This window comes from Nostoc sp. XA010 (assembly GCF_020829625.1).
In the GTDB taxonomy this organism is placed as follows: domain Bacteria; phylum Cyanobacteriota; class Cyanobacteriia; order Cyanobacteriales; family Nostocaceae; genus Nostoc.
The window spans coordinates 1-21,101 of the sequence record NZ_JAIVFX010000034.1; the positions used below are offsets into that span (position 1 = coordinate 1).

The 21,101-nt window shown below is 41.3% G+C and carries 15 protein-coding genes, 2 tRNA genes and 1 pseudogene; 9 read left to right on the forward strand and 9 right to left on the reverse strand.

The annotated features are described in order from the left end of the window. Positions 1-727: 727 nt before the first annotated feature. From LC608_RS29535 to LC608_RS29545, 3 genes and pseudogenes are all read left to right on the forward strand, one after another. Positions 728-1,963, forward strand: coding sequence for a two-component system response regulator (locus tag LC608_RS29535; protein ID WP_229556976.1), 1,236 nt, complete (start codon positions 728-730; stop codon positions 1,961-1,963). Positions 1,964-2,122: 159 nt separating this feature from the next. Continuing rightward, positions 2,123-3,475: a bifunctional UDP-N-acetylglucosamine diphosphorylase/glucosamine-1-phosphate N-acetyltransferase GlmU gene (glmU, locus tag LC608_RS29540; protein WP_229556977.1), complete on the forward strand. Its 1,353-nt coding sequence runs from the start codon at positions 2,123-2,125 to the stop codon at positions 3,473-3,475. 109 nt (positions 3,476-3,584) lie between these two features. Continuing rightward, a pseudogene (locus tag LC608_RS29545) lies at positions 3,585-4,029 on the forward strand (DUF29 family protein). Here the strand turns inward: LC608_RS29545 and LC608_RS29550 are convergent. The 3 genes from LC608_RS29550 to LC608_RS29560 all read right to left on the reverse strand — a co-directional run bounded on the left by LC608_RS29550 (position 4,020) and on the right by LC608_RS29560 (position 8,645). Continuing rightward, entirely contained in the window at positions 4,020-4,973 is a 954-nt protein-coding gene (locus tag LC608_RS29550) for an isoaspartyl peptidase/L-asparaginase (RefSeq protein WP_229556978.1), read from the reverse strand. The pseudogene LC608_RS29545 and the gene LC608_RS29550 sit on opposite strands and share 10 nt — an antisense overlap. Next, positions 4,973-5,167: a DUF2256 domain-containing protein gene (locus LC608_RS29555; RefSeq protein WP_094350216.1), complete on the reverse strand. Its 195-nt coding sequence runs from the start codon at positions 5,165-5,167 to the stop codon at positions 4,973-4,975. The genes LC608_RS29550 and LC608_RS29555 overlap by 1 nt, the downstream gene beginning before the upstream one ends. A 535-nt stretch (positions 5,168-5,702) precedes the next feature. Continuing rightward, positions 5,703-8,645 (reverse strand): GAF domain-containing protein, encoded by a 2,943-nt coding sequence (locus LC608_RS29560; protein WP_229556979.1) that lies wholly within the window; start codon positions 8,643-8,645, stop codon positions 5,703-5,705. A 190-nt stretch (positions 8,646-8,835) separates the two neighbouring features. Here LC608_RS29560 and LC608_RS29565 point away from each other — a divergent pair, with 190 nt between their 5' ends. Then, positions 8,836-9,969: a quinone-dependent dihydroorotate dehydrogenase gene (locus tag LC608_RS29565; RefSeq protein WP_229556980.1), complete on the forward strand. Its 1,134-nt coding sequence runs from the start codon at positions 8,836-8,838 to the stop codon at positions 9,967-9,969. Positions 9,970-9,987: 18 nt separating this feature from the next. Here the strand turns inward: LC608_RS29565 and LC608_RS29570 are convergent, their stop codons facing one another. Then, positions 9,988-10,710: a hypothetical protein gene (locus tag LC608_RS29570; RefSeq protein WP_229556981.1), complete on the reverse strand. Its 723-nt coding sequence runs from the start codon at positions 10,708-10,710 to the stop codon at positions 9,988-9,990. A gap of 545 nt (positions 10,711-11,255) precedes the next feature. Here LC608_RS29570 and LC608_RS29575 point away from each other — a divergent pair. From LC608_RS29575 to LC608_RS29585, 3 genes are all read left to right on the forward strand, one after another. Then, positions 11,256-11,377: transfer RNA gene (locus tag LC608_RS29575), tRNA-OTHER, on the forward strand. Between the two features lie 74 nt (positions 11,378-11,451). Continuing rightward, positions 11,452-11,578, forward strand: a tRNA-OTHER gene (locus LC608_RS29580). Between the two features lie 37 nt (positions 11,579-11,615). Further along, positions 11,616-13,217 (forward strand): TROVE domain-containing protein, encoded by a 1,602-nt coding sequence (locus LC608_RS29585; protein WP_229556982.1) that lies wholly within the window; start codon positions 11,616-11,618, stop codon positions 13,215-13,217. A 220-nt stretch (positions 13,218-13,437) separates the two neighbouring features. Here LC608_RS29585 and LC608_RS29590 read toward each other — a convergent pair whose 3' ends face one another. The 3 genes from LC608_RS29590 to LC608_RS29600 form a co-directional block, all read right to left on the reverse strand. Further along, positions 13,438-14,523 carry an NACHT domain-containing NTPase gene (locus LC608_RS29590; RefSeq protein ID WP_229556983.1) on the reverse strand — a complete coding sequence of 362 codons (1,086 nt, stop codon included), beginning with the start codon at positions 14,521-14,523 and terminating at the stop codon, positions 13,438-13,440. 210 nt (positions 14,524-14,733) lie between these two features. Continuing rightward, entirely contained in the window at positions 14,734-15,435 is a 702-nt protein-coding gene (locus LC608_RS29595; RefSeq protein ID WP_229556984.1) for an NACHT domain-containing NTPase, read from the reverse strand. A gap of 54 nt (positions 15,436-15,489) precedes the next feature. Further along, on the reverse strand, positions 15,490-15,990 hold the full coding sequence (locus LC608_RS29600; RefSeq protein ID WP_229556985.1) for a helix-turn-helix transcriptional regulator: 501 nt from the start codon (positions 15,988-15,990) through the stop codon (positions 15,490-15,492). Between the two features lie 151 nt (positions 15,991-16,141). Here LC608_RS29600 and LC608_RS29605 point away from each other — a divergent pair, with 151 nt between their 5' ends. After that, positions 16,142-16,801, forward strand: coding sequence for an exonuclease (locus tag LC608_RS29605; RefSeq protein ID WP_229556986.1), 660 nt, complete (start codon positions 16,142-16,144; stop codon positions 16,799-16,801). A gap of 300 nt (positions 16,802-17,101) precedes the next feature. Continuing rightward, on the forward strand, positions 17,102-18,448 hold the full coding sequence (gorA, locus tag LC608_RS29610; protein WP_229556987.1) for a glutathione-disulfide reductase: 1,347 nt from the start codon (positions 17,102-17,104) through the stop codon (positions 18,446-18,448). A 189-nt stretch (positions 18,449-18,637) separates the two neighbouring features. On the opposite strand, the gene LC608_RS29615 is transcribed toward gorA, so the two are convergent. Both LC608_RS29615 and LC608_RS29620 read right to left on the reverse strand, forming a co-directional pair. Further along, positions 18,638-20,242: a 2-isopropylmalate synthase gene (locus LC608_RS29615; RefSeq protein WP_229556988.1), complete on the reverse strand. Its 1,605-nt coding sequence runs from the start codon at positions 20,240-20,242 to the stop codon at positions 18,638-18,640. Between the two features lie 92 nt (positions 20,243-20,334). Beyond that, positions 20,335-20,859: an NYN domain-containing protein gene (locus LC608_RS29620; RefSeq protein ID WP_229556989.1), complete on the reverse strand. Its 525-nt coding sequence runs from the start codon at positions 20,857-20,859 to the stop codon at positions 20,335-20,337. Between the last annotated feature and the right edge of the window lie 242 nt (positions 20,860-21,101).

A 21,101-nucleotide genomic window follows, 5' to 3' on the forward strand; every position in this document is an offset into this window, starting at 1 on the left:
GTAAGTCGTTTAAATTTCCTTGAAGTAAGCTGCTTGGCTCTCCAAAATTTCACTGCTAATTTAAGCCCCAATCATAAAGAAAGCAAATTTCTAATCATATCACAAAAAACTTTTGCAAGAGTTCTTTTGTAGTTCGGTTGAGATGTCTAAGACGGGCGTAGCTGCGGCAATAGAAATAGAGACAAGGGATCAGCCAGGAAGGGGGATAATTCAAATGGGGATTCGAGACTTTTCTTTTTTGTCAAAAATTCTGATTTATTTTCCAGATACTTAGGCAACAACTCTTTACAAGCTAACAGGCTTAATTCTGTGGTAGCATTTAATACTAAATAAAATTTGACAGTAATAAAATACTGCTATAACTGAGTAAGTAAAAAGCTATACACCTAATGATCACCATAAAGACTTAAGATTCAAAACCGGGTATCTCGATATAAAACAAGCAATTACAAAGCTTTTTAGCGCCGTTCAATGAAAAAATATCCGTAAAAAACCTGATTTAAGATTTGTGTCAATTAATCATACTGTAATTAGAAGCAAAACAAAAAATTTGACAGCAAGATACCCCTTGTTTGTAACATAAAGCACAGATGCTGCGAAAAACTTAGATACGCAGTTTGACATAATGCATAATCCCTATTAAAACTCTGGCTCAGATATAGTTGAATATTAAATTTGTTTTTGAAATCTGACACTATTAAATTGTGCAAAAAACTGGAGTGCCTTTGTGATTCAATGGAAATCCAACCATACAGGCTTTACAGAAGAATTTGTTAGTGGGACAAACCCCATTAGCACAGTGAAGAGTATCGGTTTAAATCATGCCGTAGGATCACAAAATAATGTGGAGGCTTATTCTTTAGGCTTATCTCAAGAAGACCTTATGCTTAAAGATAACCAAGCAGTGTCTTCTTTGATAAAAGTTGATGTTAATTGTGGTGATGATTCATTGGTTTCTAGAACACTACAAGCTAAAGGTTCTAAAGTGAATGGGTTTGATTTAGATCCGCCGAAGGTTTTAGTAGTTGACGATCATGCCGCCAGTCGCATGACTGCTGTTGCCCTCTTGGGGATGGAAGGATACGAAGTGATTGAGGCGGATAGTGGTTCTATCGTTGTAGGGTTGGTAACTCAAAAACAGCCAGATTTGATTTTGCTGGATGTGATGATGCCAGGAATGGATGGATTTGAAGTGTGCCAATTCCTCAAGCAGGATGAGCAGACTAGGCTAATCCCCGTGATTTTTATTACGGCCTTAAATGACAGGCGATCGCGTATTCGGGGAATTGAAGTTGGGGCAGATGATTTTCTCACCAAACCCTTTGATCGTGTGGAACTGGCGGCGCGTGTAAAGTCCTTAGTGCGGCAGAAGCGTCTGAACGAAGATTTAGAACATGCCGAACAAGTACTATTTTCGATTGCCATGTCGATTGAAAGCCGCGATCCCAATACAGGCAATCATTGTGAACGTTTGGTAAAGCTGGGACAAGCTTTTGGTGAATACCTCAATTTTTCACGTTATCAAATTCGAGATTTGATGTGGGGTGGTTATCTCCATGATATTGGTAAGGTAGGTATTCCCGATGGAGTGCTGCTGAAAAAAGGCAAACTCACCCCCGAAGATTGGCAGGTCATGCGGCAGCATGTTTTGATTGGAGAAAAAATCTGCCAGCCACTACGCAGTATGCGGGGTGTAATTCCCATTATTCGTCATCACCACGAACGCTGGGATGGCTCAGGCTACCCTGATGGACTCAAAGAGGATGATATTCCCTACCTGGCGCAAGTTTTTCAGTTAATCGATATTTACGATGCCCTAACCAGTGAACGACCTTACAAAAAAGCTTTTACTTCAGCAGAAGCACTTTTAGTGATGCAAAAAGAAACTGATTCTGGTTGGCGTAATCCTAAACTAATGCAGCAATTTACCGAGTTTATTCTCTCCTGTTATGAGAACGAGTAGGGAGTAAAAAATTTTGTAGCTGCCGTGAGCGGCGAAAATTGGTATAATCCTGACTCATTGTATATTTCGGTCTTCTATTATTAGCTGGTATGATTTGAGCCGATATTTTAAAGTACCAACAGCATTAATCATAATTTCACTAATAGCTGATAGCTAATTATGGTAGTTGTAGCAATTCTAGCGGCGGGACGCGGCACACGGATGAAATCACGCTTACCCAAGGTTTTACACTCTTTGGGTGGGCGATCGCTAGTGGAGAGAGTTCTCGAAAGTGTAGAACCACTTTCGCCCTCACGGCGAATCGTAATTGTAGGGTATCAATCGGAGGAAGTGCAAGCCGCCATGCATTCAATTCCTAGCTTGGAGTTTGTTGAACAGACTGTGCAACTAGGGACAGGTCATGCCATCCAGCAATTACTTCCTCACTTGGAAGACTACACAGGTGATTTGCTGATACTTAACGGTGATTTACCGTTGATACGCAGCGAAACCCTCAAGCAGATGTTACAAACTCACGCCCGAAATCAGAATGCCGCAACTATTCTCACCTCAAACTTACCCGACCCCACGGGCTACGGGCGAGTTTTTTGTAACGATGAAAATATTGTGCAGCAAATGGTTGAACACAAAGATTGTAATGCTGCTCAAAAACAAAATCACCGGATTAACGCTGGAGTTTATTGTTTCCGTTGGCCAGATTTGGCAAAGGTGCTTCCCCACCTACAAGCAAACAATGCTCAAAAAGAATACTATCTCACTGATGCCGTGACTCAAGTGGGAAAAGTTATGGCAGTGGATGTGGAAGATTACCAAGAAATTCTCGGCATTAACGATCGCTTGCAACTAGCGACAGCCTACGAGATTTTGCAAAGGCGAGTCAAGGAAAAATGGATGTTGACGGGTGTCACCCTCATCGACCCCACAAGCATCACCATTGATGAAACTGTAGAATTACAGCCGGATGTAATTATTGAACCCCAAACTCATCTGCGGGGAAATACAGTTATTCAAACAGGAAGTCACATTGGGCCGGGAAGTTTAATTGAAAATAGCCAGTTGGCTGAAAATGTCACGGTGCAGTATTCAGTGGTGACAGGTAGCACTGTGCAGGCGGGAAGCCGAATTGGCCCTTATGCTCATTTGCGCGGTCAGGTAGAAGTGGGTGCTGGTTGCCGTGTGGGTAATTTTGTGGAATTGAAAAATACTCAATTAGGCGATCGCACTAATGCAGCACATTTGTCGTATATAGGTGATACCGTCGTCGGCAATCAGGTGAATATTGGTGCCGGTACAATTACTGCCAATTATGACGGCGTGAAGAAACACCGTACCAAAATAGGCGATCGCACGAAAACTGGAGCCAATAGCGTTTTAGTTGCTCCACTAACTTTGGGAGATGATGTCTATATTGCGGCTGGTTCTACAGTCACAGAAGATGTGCCTGATGGTTCTTTGGCGATCGCCCGTAGTCGTCAGGTGGTGAAACCAGCTTGGCGCAAGAAAAGTCAATAAAGAGATAATTAAATCATCAGATTTGCTGATTCAACTAAAGGTACTAATGATTTGTATGGTTTTAACTTGTGCCATTTGAGTCATCAGAGCAAGAAAAACACAATTTAGTATGGAAGAACTGCTAGAACTTAGGCAATTTCTAGAACAAGGCAAAATCCATGAGGCGTTGCTGTTGGTGGATGAGTTAGAAGAAATGAGCCTTAGTGACAAAATCAATAAAATTGATAGTTATGGTGTAATTCTGCTCATCCATATTAATTAAACAAAAAGCCGAAAAACGTTCTACTCGGTCTTGGGATGTTTCGATAGAAAATACAGTCCGTGAAATCAACAAAATAAACAAGCGCCGCAAATCTGGTGGTTATTACTTGAATCAGGCAGAGTTAATGGATATTCTGCAACAAGGATATCAAGTGGCACTGAAAAGAGCGGCGCTAGAAGCTTTTGTTCGCGCAGCGTTCCGCAGGAAGGGGCATTATGAAGCCCAAGAATTGGCTGCAATGGTTGGCCACGAAGAAATCTTAACTCAGGCGCTAGAATTTATTCAACAATAGCCAATCAATTCACTATCATTCCATTCCAAAGTATCACCAATTTTTTCGCCGTCATGGTAGGCGGCGAGTAAGATTTCGCTAGTTTTACCCCAAGCGATCGCTCCACTACAATCTAAAGCGATCGCTCCTAAGTCCCGTTTGTTCTGATGGGATTCTGCAAAGGATCGCTGCATGGCCTCCTTCAGGGACATCCCATCAGTGACACGTACTACAATCCGGGGAGCTAGACACTCATCGATGATATCTTCGCCAATGCCAGTACAGCTAACACCCGCATTACTAGTAGCATAATTACCTGCTGGCATTGCAGAATCACTTACCCTGCCAATCCGCTCAAAGCCCTTACCACCAGTAGAAGTGCCAGCACCTAGCCTACCAGATGCATCTAAAGCTACCACACCGATAGTGCCGCGTCCGGCATTGCTAGTTTCTACTAGTTCGGGTTCTGCTACCACGCCAGCCATTGCGCTTTTAAAATTATCCTGGCGTTCTTGTATCCACTCTTGTAACCGCAAATCAGTTAAAGCGTTATAGCTGGGAATTTGCATTTCCCGCGCCAATTCAGCCGAACCGAAATCTGATAGCACTCGGTCTGGCGAATTTTGTAAAAATTGTGCCAACTCAATGGGATTTTTCACGCGCGAAATATTAATTACACCACTAAACCGCCCTAATGCGCCATCCATCAGAGAAGCACTCATGCGGATTTGCCCATCAGATTGTAGTACCGAACCAGTACCAGCATTAAAGCGGGGGTTATCTTCGAGCATTTGGCAACCATGCACCACCGCCTCAGAGGCAGTTGCTCCGCATAATAGTAGAGAATAGACTTCTTCTATTACTGTATGGAGCGATCGGCGCACCGCCTCCAATCCGCCTTTACCGTGGAGAGAACTACCAGCCCCCCCATGAATAATTAATTTAGGTTGCACCTGTGACTCCATTAATCTCTTGCGCTATTTGCGTCTGTGTTGCGGTTAGTTTCATTTTGAGCTTCAGAACGGCGACGACGACAACGTTCTGAGCAGTATTTCACATCGTCCCAACAATCTTGCCACTTTTTACGCCATGTGAAAGGACGTTGACATACCGGACAGATTTTTGTAGGTAGGTCAGATTTAGAACGAACACGTCCCATATAAATACTGTGTATATGAGAATTTGATTTCTGAGAGAGATGGAAAATAATTATAACCAGTTTGCTAGGAAGGGAGGATATTTTCGGTGAATAAATATATTGTCAATCTATCTTAAGACTTGTTTTTTAGTTATATTACGTAGCGATCGCTTGCCTATCTGCCACCTTAGAGAGGCAATTACTAAAATTGAACTAATACTGGCAAACAAGACTAAGATAATAAGTTTGGATTTGATTGTTAACCCATAAAATATGGGTAGCTGCATATTCGTAATTGTTCTTTTCTGCACCTAAAGAGCATAGTCCTATCTGATAGTTATTTATCCCTTTAGGAAACTTCAATCATAAAAACTACTTAGTCTATTTAGTGTACAGGAAGTTTACTAAAAATCTATAATAGGACTTACGCATCAAGTAAGAAATATAGGGTCAATTAATGAATTGGCCCTATGGGAAACCAAAGCTTTCACTGCCTTTTTCTGTAAGTTATATATAAGATTTTTGTTAGTGCAACCAGAAAATTCTGATGACATATTTACGAATCATTACCAACTAAGGTCAACAACAAACGGCTAACTACCCGATTATCTGGTAATTGATAGAAATTCAACTCTCCTCCTAGTTCCTGCATGAGGTTTTGACAAATTAGCAAGTGTAAACCTGGTGGTTGGTCAAGTTTGGAAGGGGCAAGCACATCTTTGAATCTATTATCATGTAACTCTGTGAGTAGCTGTGGTTCGATCGCACCATTGTATGTAATCGACAGTTCTAAAGATGTCTGATGTTCAGTCCCTCCACTGTCAGAAGAACGCTTTGAATCTAAGGATTTTGACGCATCTAAACGACGGCACCAAATATCAATTCTGCCGCCGGTTTGAGAACCGTTACAGGCGTTAACTAATAATTCATGGATAACTAACTCAATTTTGACAATATCACCAGCGTAGGCGTAGCCTGTCGGAGACATCGCCATTGCGGATTGAGCGCTGGAGGTAGAAATACCTCTAGCGAGTGAAGCATTATTTGGCGATTGTTCCTCAATCTGTTGCCCCAAGCCATGTACGCCAATCCACAGCTTTTGCTGTTTAATTAAATTTTCAATGCGTCCGAGCGATCGCTTTAGTAAACTGGCTATGGGCATAGTTTCCCAACTTATATGTAGCTGCCATTGCTCAAGTTTTAGCATTCCACTCATGGAGGCGGCTGTATGATCTAATTGCCGCAGCAATAGTTCGTAGCGCATCTGAGTCAATTCATTAGCAGGAATACCCAAGGCATGTATTTGTTTAAGGCATAGCGCCGTTATTCTTTGGATTTCTTCTAAGCGGCGATGTTTGTACCAGTTGAGTTGTTGTAAATCTTTTGTTGTGGATTCTAAAAGTCGGGTAATTTGCTTTTCACGACGCCACCAGGCTAATTGAGAAATCAAAGTTGCAGTTGCACTGAGGTTTTGTTCAGACCAGTGACGCTCTTGATAGTCTGCTAACAACACTACACCCGTAATTTCATAATCAGCATTAGTACGTAATGCCATCACCAAAATTTTACCTTTGTCTGGAGTATTCAACCATTTTCGAGTTTTGGGGGGTAAATCAGCTACCTTCAAAGTCAGGTAACTCTCTGTGGTAAGCGCCCACTGAATTAGTGCCTCAGCCTGGATAGAAATAGATGCATCGGAAAAAATTCCAAATAGGCTATTATCAAGCACTCCAGGGATAATTTCTGCCCAACTTTCACCAGGTGACCAGGATAGCAGTATCGCTAAGGGACAACCCAGAATCGATGCTATTTGTTCGAGTGCTGTACGTTCTAAATGTTTTTTGCCTACCTCAATTTTGCTATTTTGGGATTGTGTCAGGATGCGTAGGCATTGCTCAAATGCCTGGGAAGTTTTTTGCTGCTGGGTCGTGCGGTTATGTAATTGCCACTGGCGAACAATTACACCAATCTGTTGACTAACGGCCCATAGTAATTCTTTTTCTAGAGTTGTCCAAGAACGATGGCTGTCGTGAGTGATGACTAAAAGTGCTGCTGGTATATGATCGTGAATGCATTTACAAATAAGTAGCGATCGCACTCCACTTTCTAACAACAAGGGACGCCAATTAAAAAAGCGTAAATCCTCATCTAAATTCTCAATTTCCACCGCTTGAGTTGAACGTTGCAAAAGCTGTTCATCTAACTCTTTGAGAGTATTCAGGGCAAAGGTTAACGGTCGGCGATTATGGGGCTGACTTTGATAAATAAACTGATAATTATTCTGTTGAGGATCATACTGCAACAGCATAAAGCGGGTGGCAGCTAATCGAGCCAAAACTTTTTTAGCACAGCTGTGTAAAGTTTTATTGAGGTCATGTTCACTATAGATACCTTGAGCAACTTGGCTAGTTAGTTGGGCATCCTCTTGAATCTGTTTGATAGTGCTTTCCATGCTTTCAGTAGTTGCAACCAGGGAAATTAAGCCAGCAGCACCTTGGACAAAATTTTTGTCTGCCTCCGTCCAAATTCGAGGTTCATTGCTTTCTACTGCCAGAAAACCGAGCAAGTTTTTTTGCCAGATTATCGGAGCTGCCAAGAGCGATCGCACCTTCAGCCGTTGTAGCAATTTTGCCGTAAAATGGCTCTTTAAAGAACTGCGTGCATCACCAATCGAGACAATTTGGTTAACTGTCAAAGCATAATAAAAGTCGCTCAACTCCTGTACTGTCATTCCCGCCGCTTGCTGACTACTAGGATTGCGATCAATTCTGACAAGCTGATTGCTCATCCGACACCAAAAATAGCGCCCTTCCCGCTCAAACCAGTAAACATTTGTCCGGTTGGGAGAGACAAATTTATGAGTTGCTTGCACCGTTGCTTCAAGTCTTTGATTAAGGTTACTAAGGGTGCGTAAATTTTCTAGTAATTCTAATAATGGTTCGTCGGTTCGCTTGGTTTGCTTTTGCTGCAAATGCATCTCATTTTGATAAAGCACTGCCCCTAGTTCGCCTAAAACCATCATTAAACGTGCTTTTGCTTCCCCTGTAAGTAGGTAGCCCCAGCGTTCTGATCCTAGTAACAGCACGCCTAAGCAACGGTCTTTATGGCGAATTGGTAAAATAATCGTGCCTTGGATGTGGGATTTTTCGGCAATTTTTCGCCATTCGGGGGCGCGGATTTCAGTTTGCAAATCAGCTATGCCCAAAGGATGCTGTTCAATCACCACTTGCTCTAATAAATCCCCAGGACTGAGAACAACCCTTTGGCGTAAAAAGCTCGTGTCACGATCTCGTGTGATGCCACCTTTGCCGAATAATATGTGATTCAGGCGATCGTAAAGAGCAATCCAAATCAGTTTGTAGTCAAACTGTTCTTTAAGATAAGAAATAGTGGTTTCAATCAGAACGTCAACATCATCTTCTTCTCTGAGGCTCTGGAGGACGCGCCCCAATGAGAGGATCTGCTGTTCGGCGGCTATAGGTTTTTGTGGCTGCCCCATCTGATTTATTGGTTAACATAACTTGTAATATATAAGATGCCCAAAAAAGCACCCTGAGTAATATTGCCACAAGTGTTTAATATTGAACCTGGACAGGTTAATAGGAAATTAAGCTAATAGTCATTCAAATTGCATTCCGCATCTTTGCGTCTTTCTAGCGATTTGAACTAGTTATTCTTTATAAAAGCTAATGGATATTTATAAATTTGCAATTAGTCCGCTTTTGTTCAATGTGATAAAAACAGACCCGGAGTGGTTACATCAGCAGACGATTCGCAGTTTTAATTGGCTATCGCAAACGCCTTCTAGTTGGGTAAACCAACGCTTAAAGAAGTCTTTATGCCTGTACAATTCACGTTTAGAACAAAATTTGTTTGGGCTAAACTTTCCAAATCCTGTAGGGTTAGCAGCTGGCTTTGATAAGGATGGAGTCGCTGCTAACATTTGGTCTAACCTGGGTTTTGGCTTTGCGGAATTAGGAACTGTAACTTTTCACGCACAGCCAGGAAATCCGCCTCCTCGTTTGTTTCGCTTGCCGTTGGACAAAGCTGCTCTCAATCGGATGGGCTTTAATAATCGCGGTGCAGCAGCAATGGCGGCACGATTAGCACAGGAAAAGCAGAAGTTAACCCAGTCAATACCCATAGGGATAAATTTGGGTAAATCTAAGGTAACTCCTCTAGAAGCAGCCGCACAGGATTATCTCGATAGTTTTCGCTTACTGAAGGATTTGGGAGACTATTTTGTTGTTAATGTCTCTTCTCCCAATACACCAGGGTTGCGATCGCTCCAAGATGCTTCTATGCTCAGTGCCATCTTGAATTTATTACAACAGGAAAATATTACACAAAAACCAATTTTTGTCAAGATAGCGCCAGATTTAGATTGGGTTGCGATCGCTGACATCATAACTCTTGCTAAAACCTACCAACTAGCGGGAATTATCGCCACTAATACCACCATCAGCCGTGATGGACTAAAAACCCAGATGATTGACCAAACAGGCAAATCACCCCAGGATGAAGCTGGCGGAATTAGCGGTGAACCATTGCGCGATCGCTCCACTGAGGTAATTCGTTTTATTTGGCAGCAAACCCAAGGACAAATCCCGATTATTGGCGTTGGTGGCATCTTTTCTGCTGAAGATGCTTGGGAGAAAATTACTGCTGGTGCTAGTTTGATCCAGGTTTATACAGGCTGGATTTACGAAGGCCCACTGATGGTACGCCAGATTCTAGCAGGTTTGCTTTCCAAGCTAGAACAAAGCGGATTAAATTCCATCAACGAAGCTGTGGGTTTAGAAACAAAAATTCAAAAATTCTAATTTTGAAATTTGAATTATTTAACCTTCTTCCTCCACTGGGAAAAACTCCTTCGTTTTTTCCGAGTATGACCAGGCAATACCATCAGGGTCCTTGCTGCGACTCCATTCAGAAAATTCTGGATCGTTTCGCCGTTTATAAACCGTGCTGGAATAGACATTTAGCCGTTTGGCAAGTTCAGATTGAATCAGAGAGCCAAAAATTAACTGTTTTTCCAGCGATCGTTGAGCTGACTTATGGGTTGGCTGTGGTGGTGATTCGGTTTCTGGTTCCTCCTGTGGGGTTGGTGGTGGTGCTAGGAGCGATCGCGCAGTTTTAGTAACTGCTTGAGTAGGAAGTTCTTTAACAGGCTCACTACTATCAAGGATATTACCGAGAATGCTGGCAGTTATAAAGTAATAAGACTGCCCCGCATCTTCGGAGTTCACTATACTAGCGCCAAATTCCGAGGCTTTACTATCTAAGTAGCGTTTTGCCGTCGTTCCAGGAAAATTGCCCCTCATTGCCAAGTCCATTGGCGTAAGTCTGCCCTGATTTTCGCGAACCAACTGATGAAAAATTGGGTTAACTCGATGAGTCCACTGTTGCCATTGATATTCCTGCCAAAGCTTGAAGCCAATTACCAGAACAATTAGCGCCAGTAAAAATCTCCAAGTGGTAACTAGGAAAATAATCAAGAACGAGATGGGCAAAAGTAGAACGAGAAAAGCCTTGCCGTTATCTTCTATGGGTTTCTCACTCATGCCGATTTTTGCCAAGTGAATTTTGGGAAATAATACTATCTATATTGGCAAAAATTAGGACACTTTTTTGTATCTTTTGGCAAAGTTATGGCAAATTTGCCGGCAAAACCTTTCCATCGTGAGTGTTATAAACTTTTGAATCTGCAACTTATCTAAGATTGGTCTGCGATGCCTACGGCGGTAAACTACGCGCAAAAGTTTTTACTAGAGAAAACAAGAGGGTTTTGATGAGAGCGATCGCAATACATCTCAGATAGTATCCAGCCTAAATTCCGGCCGACGGCTTGCTTGTGCTGCTCAGACTTCTCTTTCCAAAGCAGTAATTCTAAATTAGCTTGCCAGACCCTTGACAACAGATAATACATATACTACATTAATAATACAAGTCAACTTTCATTAGGGAGTTAGCTTTCACCAGTAGCAGATACCTCAAATAGCAGAGTGCCTACCTTGCACGGAAGGGCTGACGTATTGAGGGTTATGGCATATAACTAAAAATCCTACTTCGCTACAGCAAATTGAGTGCTGAGTTTTAAATTGTCATGTGGTGGGTAGCCAAGTGGTAAGGCGCTTAATATCCTTATTCACCCCTTGCCTGCAAAGGCCGACGAATTGAGGATTATCGTAAAAAAACGAGCATTCGCGGGTTCAAATCCCGCCCCACTACACCAAAATCAATGCTGTTAAAAGTTTTGAATATTTAACTCCTAACTCCTAACTCTTAACTCCTAACTTTTTATGTGGCAGGTAGCTCAGTTTGGTAGAGCGCCGAAAAACATCCTTGTTCACACCTTGCCTGAAAAGGCCGACGAATTAGGGTTATCGCCTGTGGAGCCGGATGTCGCGGGTTCAAATCCCGCTCTGCCACCTTTCATTTTTGCCTGCAAAGGCCGGGAGATGAAGCCATGAATTACAATTTTTTCACTAACAAGAAAACTACAACACCACAAAATCAGCCTATTCCCGGTCGGGAAGCCGAAATGGTTCAGGGGCGTTCCGGTGGCTTTATGTTTGATGCTGGTATTTGGAAGATGCTGCGTCGCTGTCTGTTGGTTGGCACAGCAAAAAGCACTTACTACGCTGGTAAACAAGAATTAACTGAAGATTTTGTGGCAGTTGTCAGACAAGCTGTTGCTGAAAATCCCGGTCGTGTAGCGGAAGAAATTTTGTATGCTAGCGATGGAGGCGCCATCAATAATAGTTCGCCTATATTAGCTTTGGTGCTGCTGTCGATGGGTGAAGCACCAGAAGCAAAGCAGGCTTTTGGTGAAATCTTCCCGCAAGTTGTTCGCACTGGTAGCCACTTCTACGAATGGTTGAACTACACCAAATCTCTGCGGGGATTTAGTAAAGTAGTGCGGGAAGCTGGTAAAACTTGGCTCTCAAGGGAAGATGTCAAGGGTTTAGCTTATCAACTGTTGAAATATCAACAGCGTCAAGGCTTCTCCCACAGAGATGCATTGCGGTTGTTCCATGTCAAACCGCCTACAGAAAATCACCGTCAACTATTTGAGTGGGTAGTTAGAGGCTGGGAAGAATTGCCAGCAGACATCCCCTCAGAAGCGTTGGCGCAGATTTGGTGGTATGAGTGGCTCAAGCGGAATCCCACCCAAACCCATGAAGCTATTTCCCAAGGACGCTTAACCCACGAAATGGCTGCACCAGTGGGTAAAATGGATCGGCAAGCTTGGCAACTGCTATTTCAGGAAATGCCAATAGGTGCAATGTTACGTAACTTGGGTTCTTTAACTGAACTGGGTGTGTTGCGAGCCGATGAAGACGCTAATTTGCAGCAAGTGGAAGCAGTTCTTAATCGTAGAGAACATCTGCGTAAAGGTCGCATCCATCCGATTGATGTTTTGAAAGCACTCAAAACTTATGAATCTGGTGGAACATTAGGACGCAGTAAGAAGACTTGGAACCCAGTTCCTCGGATTGTGGACATTTTAGAAAAGGCGGTTGAACTGTCTTTTGATGTTGTGCAACCGACACGTAAAGTATTCATGCACGCCGTAGATGTTTCTGGTTCTATGGGTAGCTTGGTTGCAGATATGGGACTAACTTGTTGTGAAATTGCCACCACAATGGCACTGGTGACAGCAAAAGCAGAGAAAAACTACATGATTCGCGGCTTTGCTACCGAATTCAGGGAATTAGGTATCACCGCCAAAGATAGTTTTAGTTCTGCGGTTCGCAAAGCTAGCAACCAAAACTTTGGTGGAACGGATGCATCTGTAGCTTACGACTGGATGATTAAGAATAACTTTAAAGCAGATGTTGTCTGCTTTTGGACTGACTCGGAAAGCTGGGCGGGAAATAAGCATCCAAGTCAAGCACTGAAGGAGTACCGCAAAAAGGTAAATCCTAACGTCAAGGCGGTGTATGTCACCTTAACACCTTACCAAATTACCTTAGTAGATCCTGAAGATCCCCTGTCTTGGGATTTGGCAGGATTCGACCCAGGTACGCCTCGGATCATCCAGATGCTGGCTACGGGTGAATTGTAGATATTGCTGAAGGGTAAAGGATAAAACACTTTATCCTTCATACTTCATGGCGGGTTATCCTTGTTCGCAACTTGCCTTTTGGGGCCGAAGAAATTAAGGTTATCGGTTACGTCTCCACCATTGTGGGGATTAGCGGGTTCAACCCCCGCACCCGCCTTAATAAATTTGAATTTAAGTTGTATGAAGAGTGCGAATGCACTTTGCCGTTGATAAATTGTACTTACTCTTGGAGTTTACTTTGCTGAATTTCATCCCAAGGTAAAAATAACTCGTCTTCGATTTGCGATCGCACTTTAGGAGATACATAACAACCATTATTCAAACAATTGGCAAGTAATTTGTTGGCATTATAATACTCTTCAAGTAGTTTATTCTGATGCTCACTGAACTGCCAATTATGACCAATGTTACGATACTTAGCTATCGCACCTCTTAATTTTTCATTCCATATTTGATTGTTAACTTTCCACCATTCTACAAATATTTGTTTATTTTCATCTGTCCGCTGATGATGTGGTAGTTGATTTAGGAGTTTTACAAGCGATTGAGCTAGTTCAGGGTTAATATTTAAAGCACAAGTCAATTTAAATGCACGGTACAAAGACAAGGGAAGATTACTGACAAGCATCTTACACATAAGGTTATTTAAGCATCTGATTTCATCTGAAAAATCACTGCTCGTATCTAGGCTAAGATTGACACTACGAGAAAAATCACTGTCAAATTCAATGGCGAAAACTAGATCCTTGTCAATTACAAGTTCAGAAGGAAAATTAATATCATTATCTAATTCATAATTATCGGCTTCAATTATCTTATATTCATAATCAAAGGCATACTCGAAGGTATCATCTAAAGCAATAGATAGCTCAAGTAATTCAGGATCATAATGCATAATTCTATTAGCATTTGTGCGAATCAAAGTAAAGTAAAATGCACGTATAGCATTTAGTTTATAAGAAACTTTAGATGAAATAGATTTTTCTTTTAACCACTTCAGAAAAAATTGCAATTTTTCATCAGACGCTAAAAGACTATCAATCGTTTGTTTCATATAATATATTAGAATCCCAGCGTTCCAACGTAGCTCAGATACTAGTAAGAAGACTTCACGCCAGCGTTTTTCAATAACGTGAATAGCAAGATTTTTTAAAATATCTGGTTCAGAGATTTCACTGATTATTTGAGCAGTAAAATATTCTTGAAAGGTTAAATGGGAAAAAGAATAAATTCCTTTTGCTCGCTCCACTAATAAACCATGCTGTATAATAATTGATTGCAGTACAGCGTCACTTAATTCTTGCAATTCATATAAATTAATTTTATGATTTACTAATATAGGTATACAATTAACAATATATTGCTGTATTTGAGACTTTTCAAAGAAGTAGTCATTCTTGATAAATGTGATGAATGCTAAATATCTTAGCAGTTGTTTTTTATCACTAATAGATAATTTATGATAAATATCATCTCGTTTAACGCCTTTGGTTCTATCCCATTGTTTAAGTAAAATTTATAATCCTTCTTCATAAAGCCTAGAGCGTTGTGATGGTAGACTACCTGTCCCATGAAAAACTAAGCAGATCAGATTAAGCAATATAGGTGTAACTGCTAGTTCTAATATTGGCTCATTTCCTTCCCAATAAAATTCTTCAAGCAATTCATTAGATTTGGGTAATGTCTTTTCTGGAGATTTACCAGCAACAGCTACAAACCACTTGTTAACAAATTGTGCAATTTGCTCCTCATTAAAATCTGCTATTTCAATATCTCTAAATCCCTGAAACTTATACTGATGAGCAGCAACTCGACAGCTAATGAAAAACTTATTTTTATAAAAAATACCTATAAAATTATTAATTTCACTTTGAACTTCATAGGCATTAGTGTCCTTAATCTCATCCAAACCATCAAGCAAAATCAAAAATTTGCCTTGATACAAAAGTTTTTCGATTTGTTGGGGCGAAATTTCATATATGCATAATTGTTCAGTTATATATTTCAATAAACTGAAATTATATTCATCATTGGCATTTCTAGCAAAAGCCTTTAATTCTATAAAAATTGGTATGCATTGAGGTTGAAAATTGCCCTGATTACATTGTATAGCTAAAAATTTTAAAAATGTGGTTTTCCCTGCCCCTGGTTTTCCCAGTACCATAAGTTTAGAGTATCTTGTAGCTGCTTCCAGTCCTGGTATATCTGGTTGACTCACTTTGCCTAAGCTTAAACGGTTAAAATCATCTACATCTGAATTAAAGCGCAGAACCTAAGAAAATTCTAAATTCCGTTTGTTACTGGGTAACTCCTCTAAAACATTAACATTGATGTAAATGTCATCCACCCGAACTGGTTGTGCAATATCCAACATCCGCATGGTTCCGCACAAGTGCTGTATCTTTTCAGAGTAATCAGGAAGTGATCGCACTTTTTGTACTAACTCATCTAGCTCATTCTCTAAAAGAGAGCTTGCGATCGCATCCTCACGCCCCACAAAATCAGAATTTTTTGATGTTGGATTTTGATGTTCCTCTGTTTGATATTTGCAAACTGGAATATCAACTATCTCTTGCCAATTTAGACCAAGCCTTTGACAAATTTCTTCAAAATTAAGGCGTTCAATTGGTATCACACGAAAGAAATTGGTAACTGTTGCGCGAGACAGTCCTAAATCTCTTGCTAAAGCAGTCTTATTTAAATTATTACGGATCAAAGCTTGATTTGCTTTTGCGATACCTTGTGTAGATGCTTGAAGCCCTCGCTTGGTCATATTCTAACTACGCAATTTTTAATCATTCTAACTGAGCTAATTAAAAGTCATACACACTCATACACCAAGTCAGACACTCTGGATAGCTGACTCAGACACTATCTCAGACAGCAGCCCTCGAAGCTAGTTGATGTAGTCATTCACAACATTTATGAAATCTACCTACATCAACGGACGTTGTTACTATCAAGGTAATAATGGTGTTCTTCTCCCTGCTGTCACCACAGTTTTAAAAGCGACACAACCACCGCAGTCTCTAGCCGCCCTTTCCTATTGGCGTAATAAAGTTGGCGATGCAGAAGCAAATCGAATTGCTGCTAACAGCCGTCGCCGAGGAAATGCTTTGCACCAGTTGATTAAAGAACACTTGCAAGGTTACTCGCCCAAACCTGACAACAGCCTGATTCAGCCTTACTGGGACAGCGTTCAATCTGTGCTAAACCAACTTAGCGATGTTCAACTGGTGGAACAACTTGTGCCTAACTATCAGGAACTTTACGCTGGGAAAGTTGATTTAGTTGCTCGTTACCAAAGTGTTCCGTATTTAATTGAATGGACTACAGCCGAGGAACCAAAACTGAGATTTGATAAGCTTTATGACAAGCCTTTACAACTAGCTGCTTATGGGGGTGCGATAAATCGGTATTATAGCGATCGCCTATTTAACTGCAAAATTAACCATGCTCTTATCGTTGTAGCCTTACCAGGTGAAGAAGCAGAGATTTTTGAATTTGACCGTGCAAGGCTAATTCATGTCTGGCATCAATGGCTTAATCGGCTGAATTTTTTCTTCAGTGCAGTTGCTGCCTAAAAGTGCGATCGCATACCCGCCTGAAGCGATGACAACGACGGGCTACGCCTACGCAAACATCTACCCCTTGTAGAATAGACAAAATGCTTCTTTGGTAACATAATGTAATATAACTTAGCAAGAATCGAGCGATCGCTGTTCCTTTTGGATGTAATTGCTATTAATGTGGCAATCTGCTAGATATCAGCCTGGTTTCATCCCTAATTGTCCACCCAAAGACAGTAGATTAAGTTTTGTGTGAATCACTATAAGAGATGAAATAGCTCTGCTTTCCAAAAAGTCAAAAAGGAACAGATTTTTATGACATTTGATTACGATTTGTTTGTCATTGGTGCTGGGCCTGGGGGATTGGCAGCAGCTAAAAAAGCAGCTAGTTACGGTGTACGTGTCGCTGTTGCTGAACAAGAATCCGTCGGTGGGACTTGTGTAAATCGCGGCTGTGTTCCGAAAAAACTGATTGTCTATGCAGCTGACTTCGCCCTGCAAAATCAAATAGCGCAGAGTTATGGGTGGAGTGACTGCCAAACATACTTTGACTGGACATTATTTATTAAGTCAGTACATCAGCATATTGACACCATCAACCACTCTTATTTCCAGCAATTGCAAAAAGCTGGAATTGAATTAATTTCTCAACATGTCACTTTTATCGATACCCACACGATCAATATTGATGGACGTAAAGTTACAGCAGACAAAATTTTAATTGCTGTGGGAGGGCAACCCCTCAAGCCCAAAATCCCAGGTATAGAATACGCTATCACATCCCGCGAGATGTTTCAGCTACCCTATCTGCCGAAACGTTTAGCAATTATTGGCGGCGGCTACATTGGCGTAGAATTTTCTAGCATGATGCACGCTTTCGGCTGCGAAGTGACGGTGATTGAAAGAGACGGGACGATTTTATCGGGGTTTGATGATGAAATTTGCTCTGCTGTACAACAGGGTTTGACTAAACGCGGAATTAAAATATTCACCAACAGCACGGTAGCTAAAATCAAATATTCAGATGAGTGTTTGTTGTTAACCATTACTGGTGATAGCCAAGAAATAATTACAGCAGATACTATCTTAGTTGCCACAGGTTACGCTCCAAATACCAAGAATCTTGGTTTGGAAAATGCCCATGTTGAACTTGGCGAACATGGTGCAATTAAAGTAGATGAATACAGCCGCAGCAGCCAAGAAAATATTTTTGCTGTGGGTGATTGCACCAGCCGCGTGCAATTGACTCCAGTGGCTAAGGCAGAAGGTATTGCCTTTGCAGATACAGTTTTTGGCAACAAGGCGCAAAAATTAAATTATGATTATGTGCCCACTGCTGTTTTTTGCCGTCCAGAAGCGGCTAGTGTGGGAATGACAGAGGCGAAAGCACGGGAAAAATTTGGTGAATCTGTACAATGCTACCGCACCCAGTTCCAACCACTGTTGTATCGGCTAATCGAACAGGATGAGCCAACCACTATAAAGTTAGTTTTAAATGGTGATTCTGGGCAAGTTTTGGGCGCTCACATGGTGGGTGAACATGCAGCAGATATCATTCAAAGTTTGGGTGTGGCAATTCGCAAAGGCATCACTAAGGAAGATTTGGATGAAACTATAGGCATTCATCCCACGACAGGAGAAGAATTTTTGTCGTTAAATTAAAATTATATGCAGAACTGAGTGAAATCATGTCAGCTTGATTGCTTATTAGACTCGAAGAACCCCACCCCGTCCCTAAGAGCAGGCGAGGTGGGGTTCTTTACTCCTCGCCAAAGTCGGGAAGGAGTTTTTTAGCTGATTCTAAAAGCAAGGTGCGGTGCTTGTATTATGGGCAGTTTGACAGATACGATTTCAGAGTTTCTGTGCAGATACTTCCTCTGGCTTTTCTTGCCTTTGCAAGGCAGAATACAGCCGATTGAGCGCATTTACATAAGCTTGCGCTGATGCCACGATGATATCTGTGTTCGCTGCATGACCAGAAAAAACTTTAGATTCATAACGTAAACGAATCGTCACTTCTCCAAGGGCATCAATACCAGCTGTTACTGACTGCACAGAAAACTCAATCAACTCGTTGGGGACATTCACCACCCGATTGATGGCCTTGTAAACTGCATCCACTGGCCCAGTACCGATCGCAGCATCGGTTAATTCTTCACCTTCTGGGGTGCGGAGGGTGACTGTAGCGGTGGGACGGGCGTTGCTACCACAGGAAACTTGCACCAACTCTACCCGGAACAAATCGGGTGCTTGTTGGATTTCATCATTAACGATCGCTTCCAAATCCCAATCAGAAATATCTTTCTTTTTATCTGCTACTTCTTTGAATCTGACGAATGCTTTATTTAATTCAGTATCTGACAGTTCAAAGCCCAATTCTTTCAACCGAGTGCGGAAAGCATTTCTGCCTGAATGTTTGCCCAAAACTATTTGATTGTCTGTTAAGCCAATCAATTGAGCATCCATAATTTCGTAGGTGAGCTTATTTTTTAGCACACCATCTTGGTGAATTCCAGACTCATGAGCAAAGGCATTCGCGCCAACGATCGCTTTATTTGGTTGTACCAACATTCCCGTCAAATTGGAAACTAGGCGTGAGGTTTTGTAAATTTGCCGAGTGTCAATATTTGTCAGGGATTCTTGAGATTCTTCTGGTCTTCCCAAAAAGGGATTAAAATATTGTCGCCGCACATGCAACGCCATCACTAATTCTTCTAGTGATGCATTTCCGGCGCGTTCGCCAATCCCATTGATGGTACATTCTAGTTGGCGTGCGCCATTTTTTACGGCTTCTAAAAAGTTAGCAACTGCCAAACCTAAATCATTATGACCGTGAACGGAAATAATCGCTTGGTCGATGTTGGGGACATTTTCAATAATCCCCTTAATGATTGCCCCAAACTCGCTAGGGGTTGTGTAACCGACAGTATCGGGAATGTTAACTGTTGTTGCACCTGCTGCGATCGTTCGCTCTAACACTTGGTAAAGAAATTCTGGATCGGAACGAGCCGCATCCATCGGCGAAAATTCTACATCTGTCACAAAAGACTTGGCATAAGCTACCATTTCTTCTGCGATCGCTAGCACTTCTGCCCGTGACTTCCGCAACTGATACTCTAAATGTATATCAGAAGTAGAAATAAATGTGTGAATTCTGGCTTTAACTGCTGGTTTTAATGCTTCTGCGGCTGCTTCAATATCTGCTTTAATCGCTCTTGCCAAACTGCAAATTACCGGACCATTTTCTGTCCCGACAATTTTGGCAATCTTGCTGACTGCTTCAAAATCTCCAGGGCTAGCAAAGGCAAAGCCTGCCTCAATTATATCCACACCCAGACGCGCCAGTTGCTTGGCAATAACTAGCTTCTCGTCTATATTCAGAGTTGCTCCTGGACACTGCTCTCCATCTCGCAGTGTAGTATCAAAAATGATGATTCGGTCTGTTTTATTTGTCATTTGCGTTTTGTTGTTTAATTTTTACTTGTGTATCAAAATATCTTCAACCTTAGTTTTTCTTTTACTCTTATTTTTGTAAATAATTGCTAAAACTACGAACCTTCTGTTTTTTCTATTTGATCTCTGATATCATTTAAATCTATATATCTGTCAGTAGCATTTCGTAGTTCTCTTGCGATCATTCCTTCTGTCGATACTACTGTAATATGTGTATTTTTTGAACGTAATAGTTCGATTGCTCTTTCAAAATCTCCATCGCCACTAAATAATACTACTCGGTCATACTGGTCTACTGTATTAAACATATCTACAACAATTTCAATATCTAAATTCGCTTTTTGCGAGTAACGACCAGAGGTATCATCATAATATTCTTTAAGAATTTTAGTTCTAACTGTATATCCTAGACTAATTAGAGCATCTCTAAAACCTCTCTGATCTTGTGGGTCTTTTAGGCCAGTGTACCAGAATGCATTAATTAATGTTGTTTCTGATTGTTCATGTTTGAAGTATTCTAAAACTCGCCGAGGGTCAAAAAACCAACCATTTTTTTGTTGAGCATAGAACATATTGTTTCCATCTACAAAAATAGACAGACGATTCATTGGAGAACCCATACAAATTTACACCTAATAATATATATGAATTTAGATGGAACAATAGATTATAGCAATTTTCAAATGCCTTGTTTGCTAATATCTATAAACTAACTCTTCATCTGTAGCTTTTATCCTACCTCTTTCAAGGCATAAAAACATTTGCAACATTGGAGTTGAGATACTGGGTGCTAAACATTATTCACCTCCGGTACTGCAAGAGCCACCCTGTGATCAAAATCTACCAATAAAATTGAACTAGT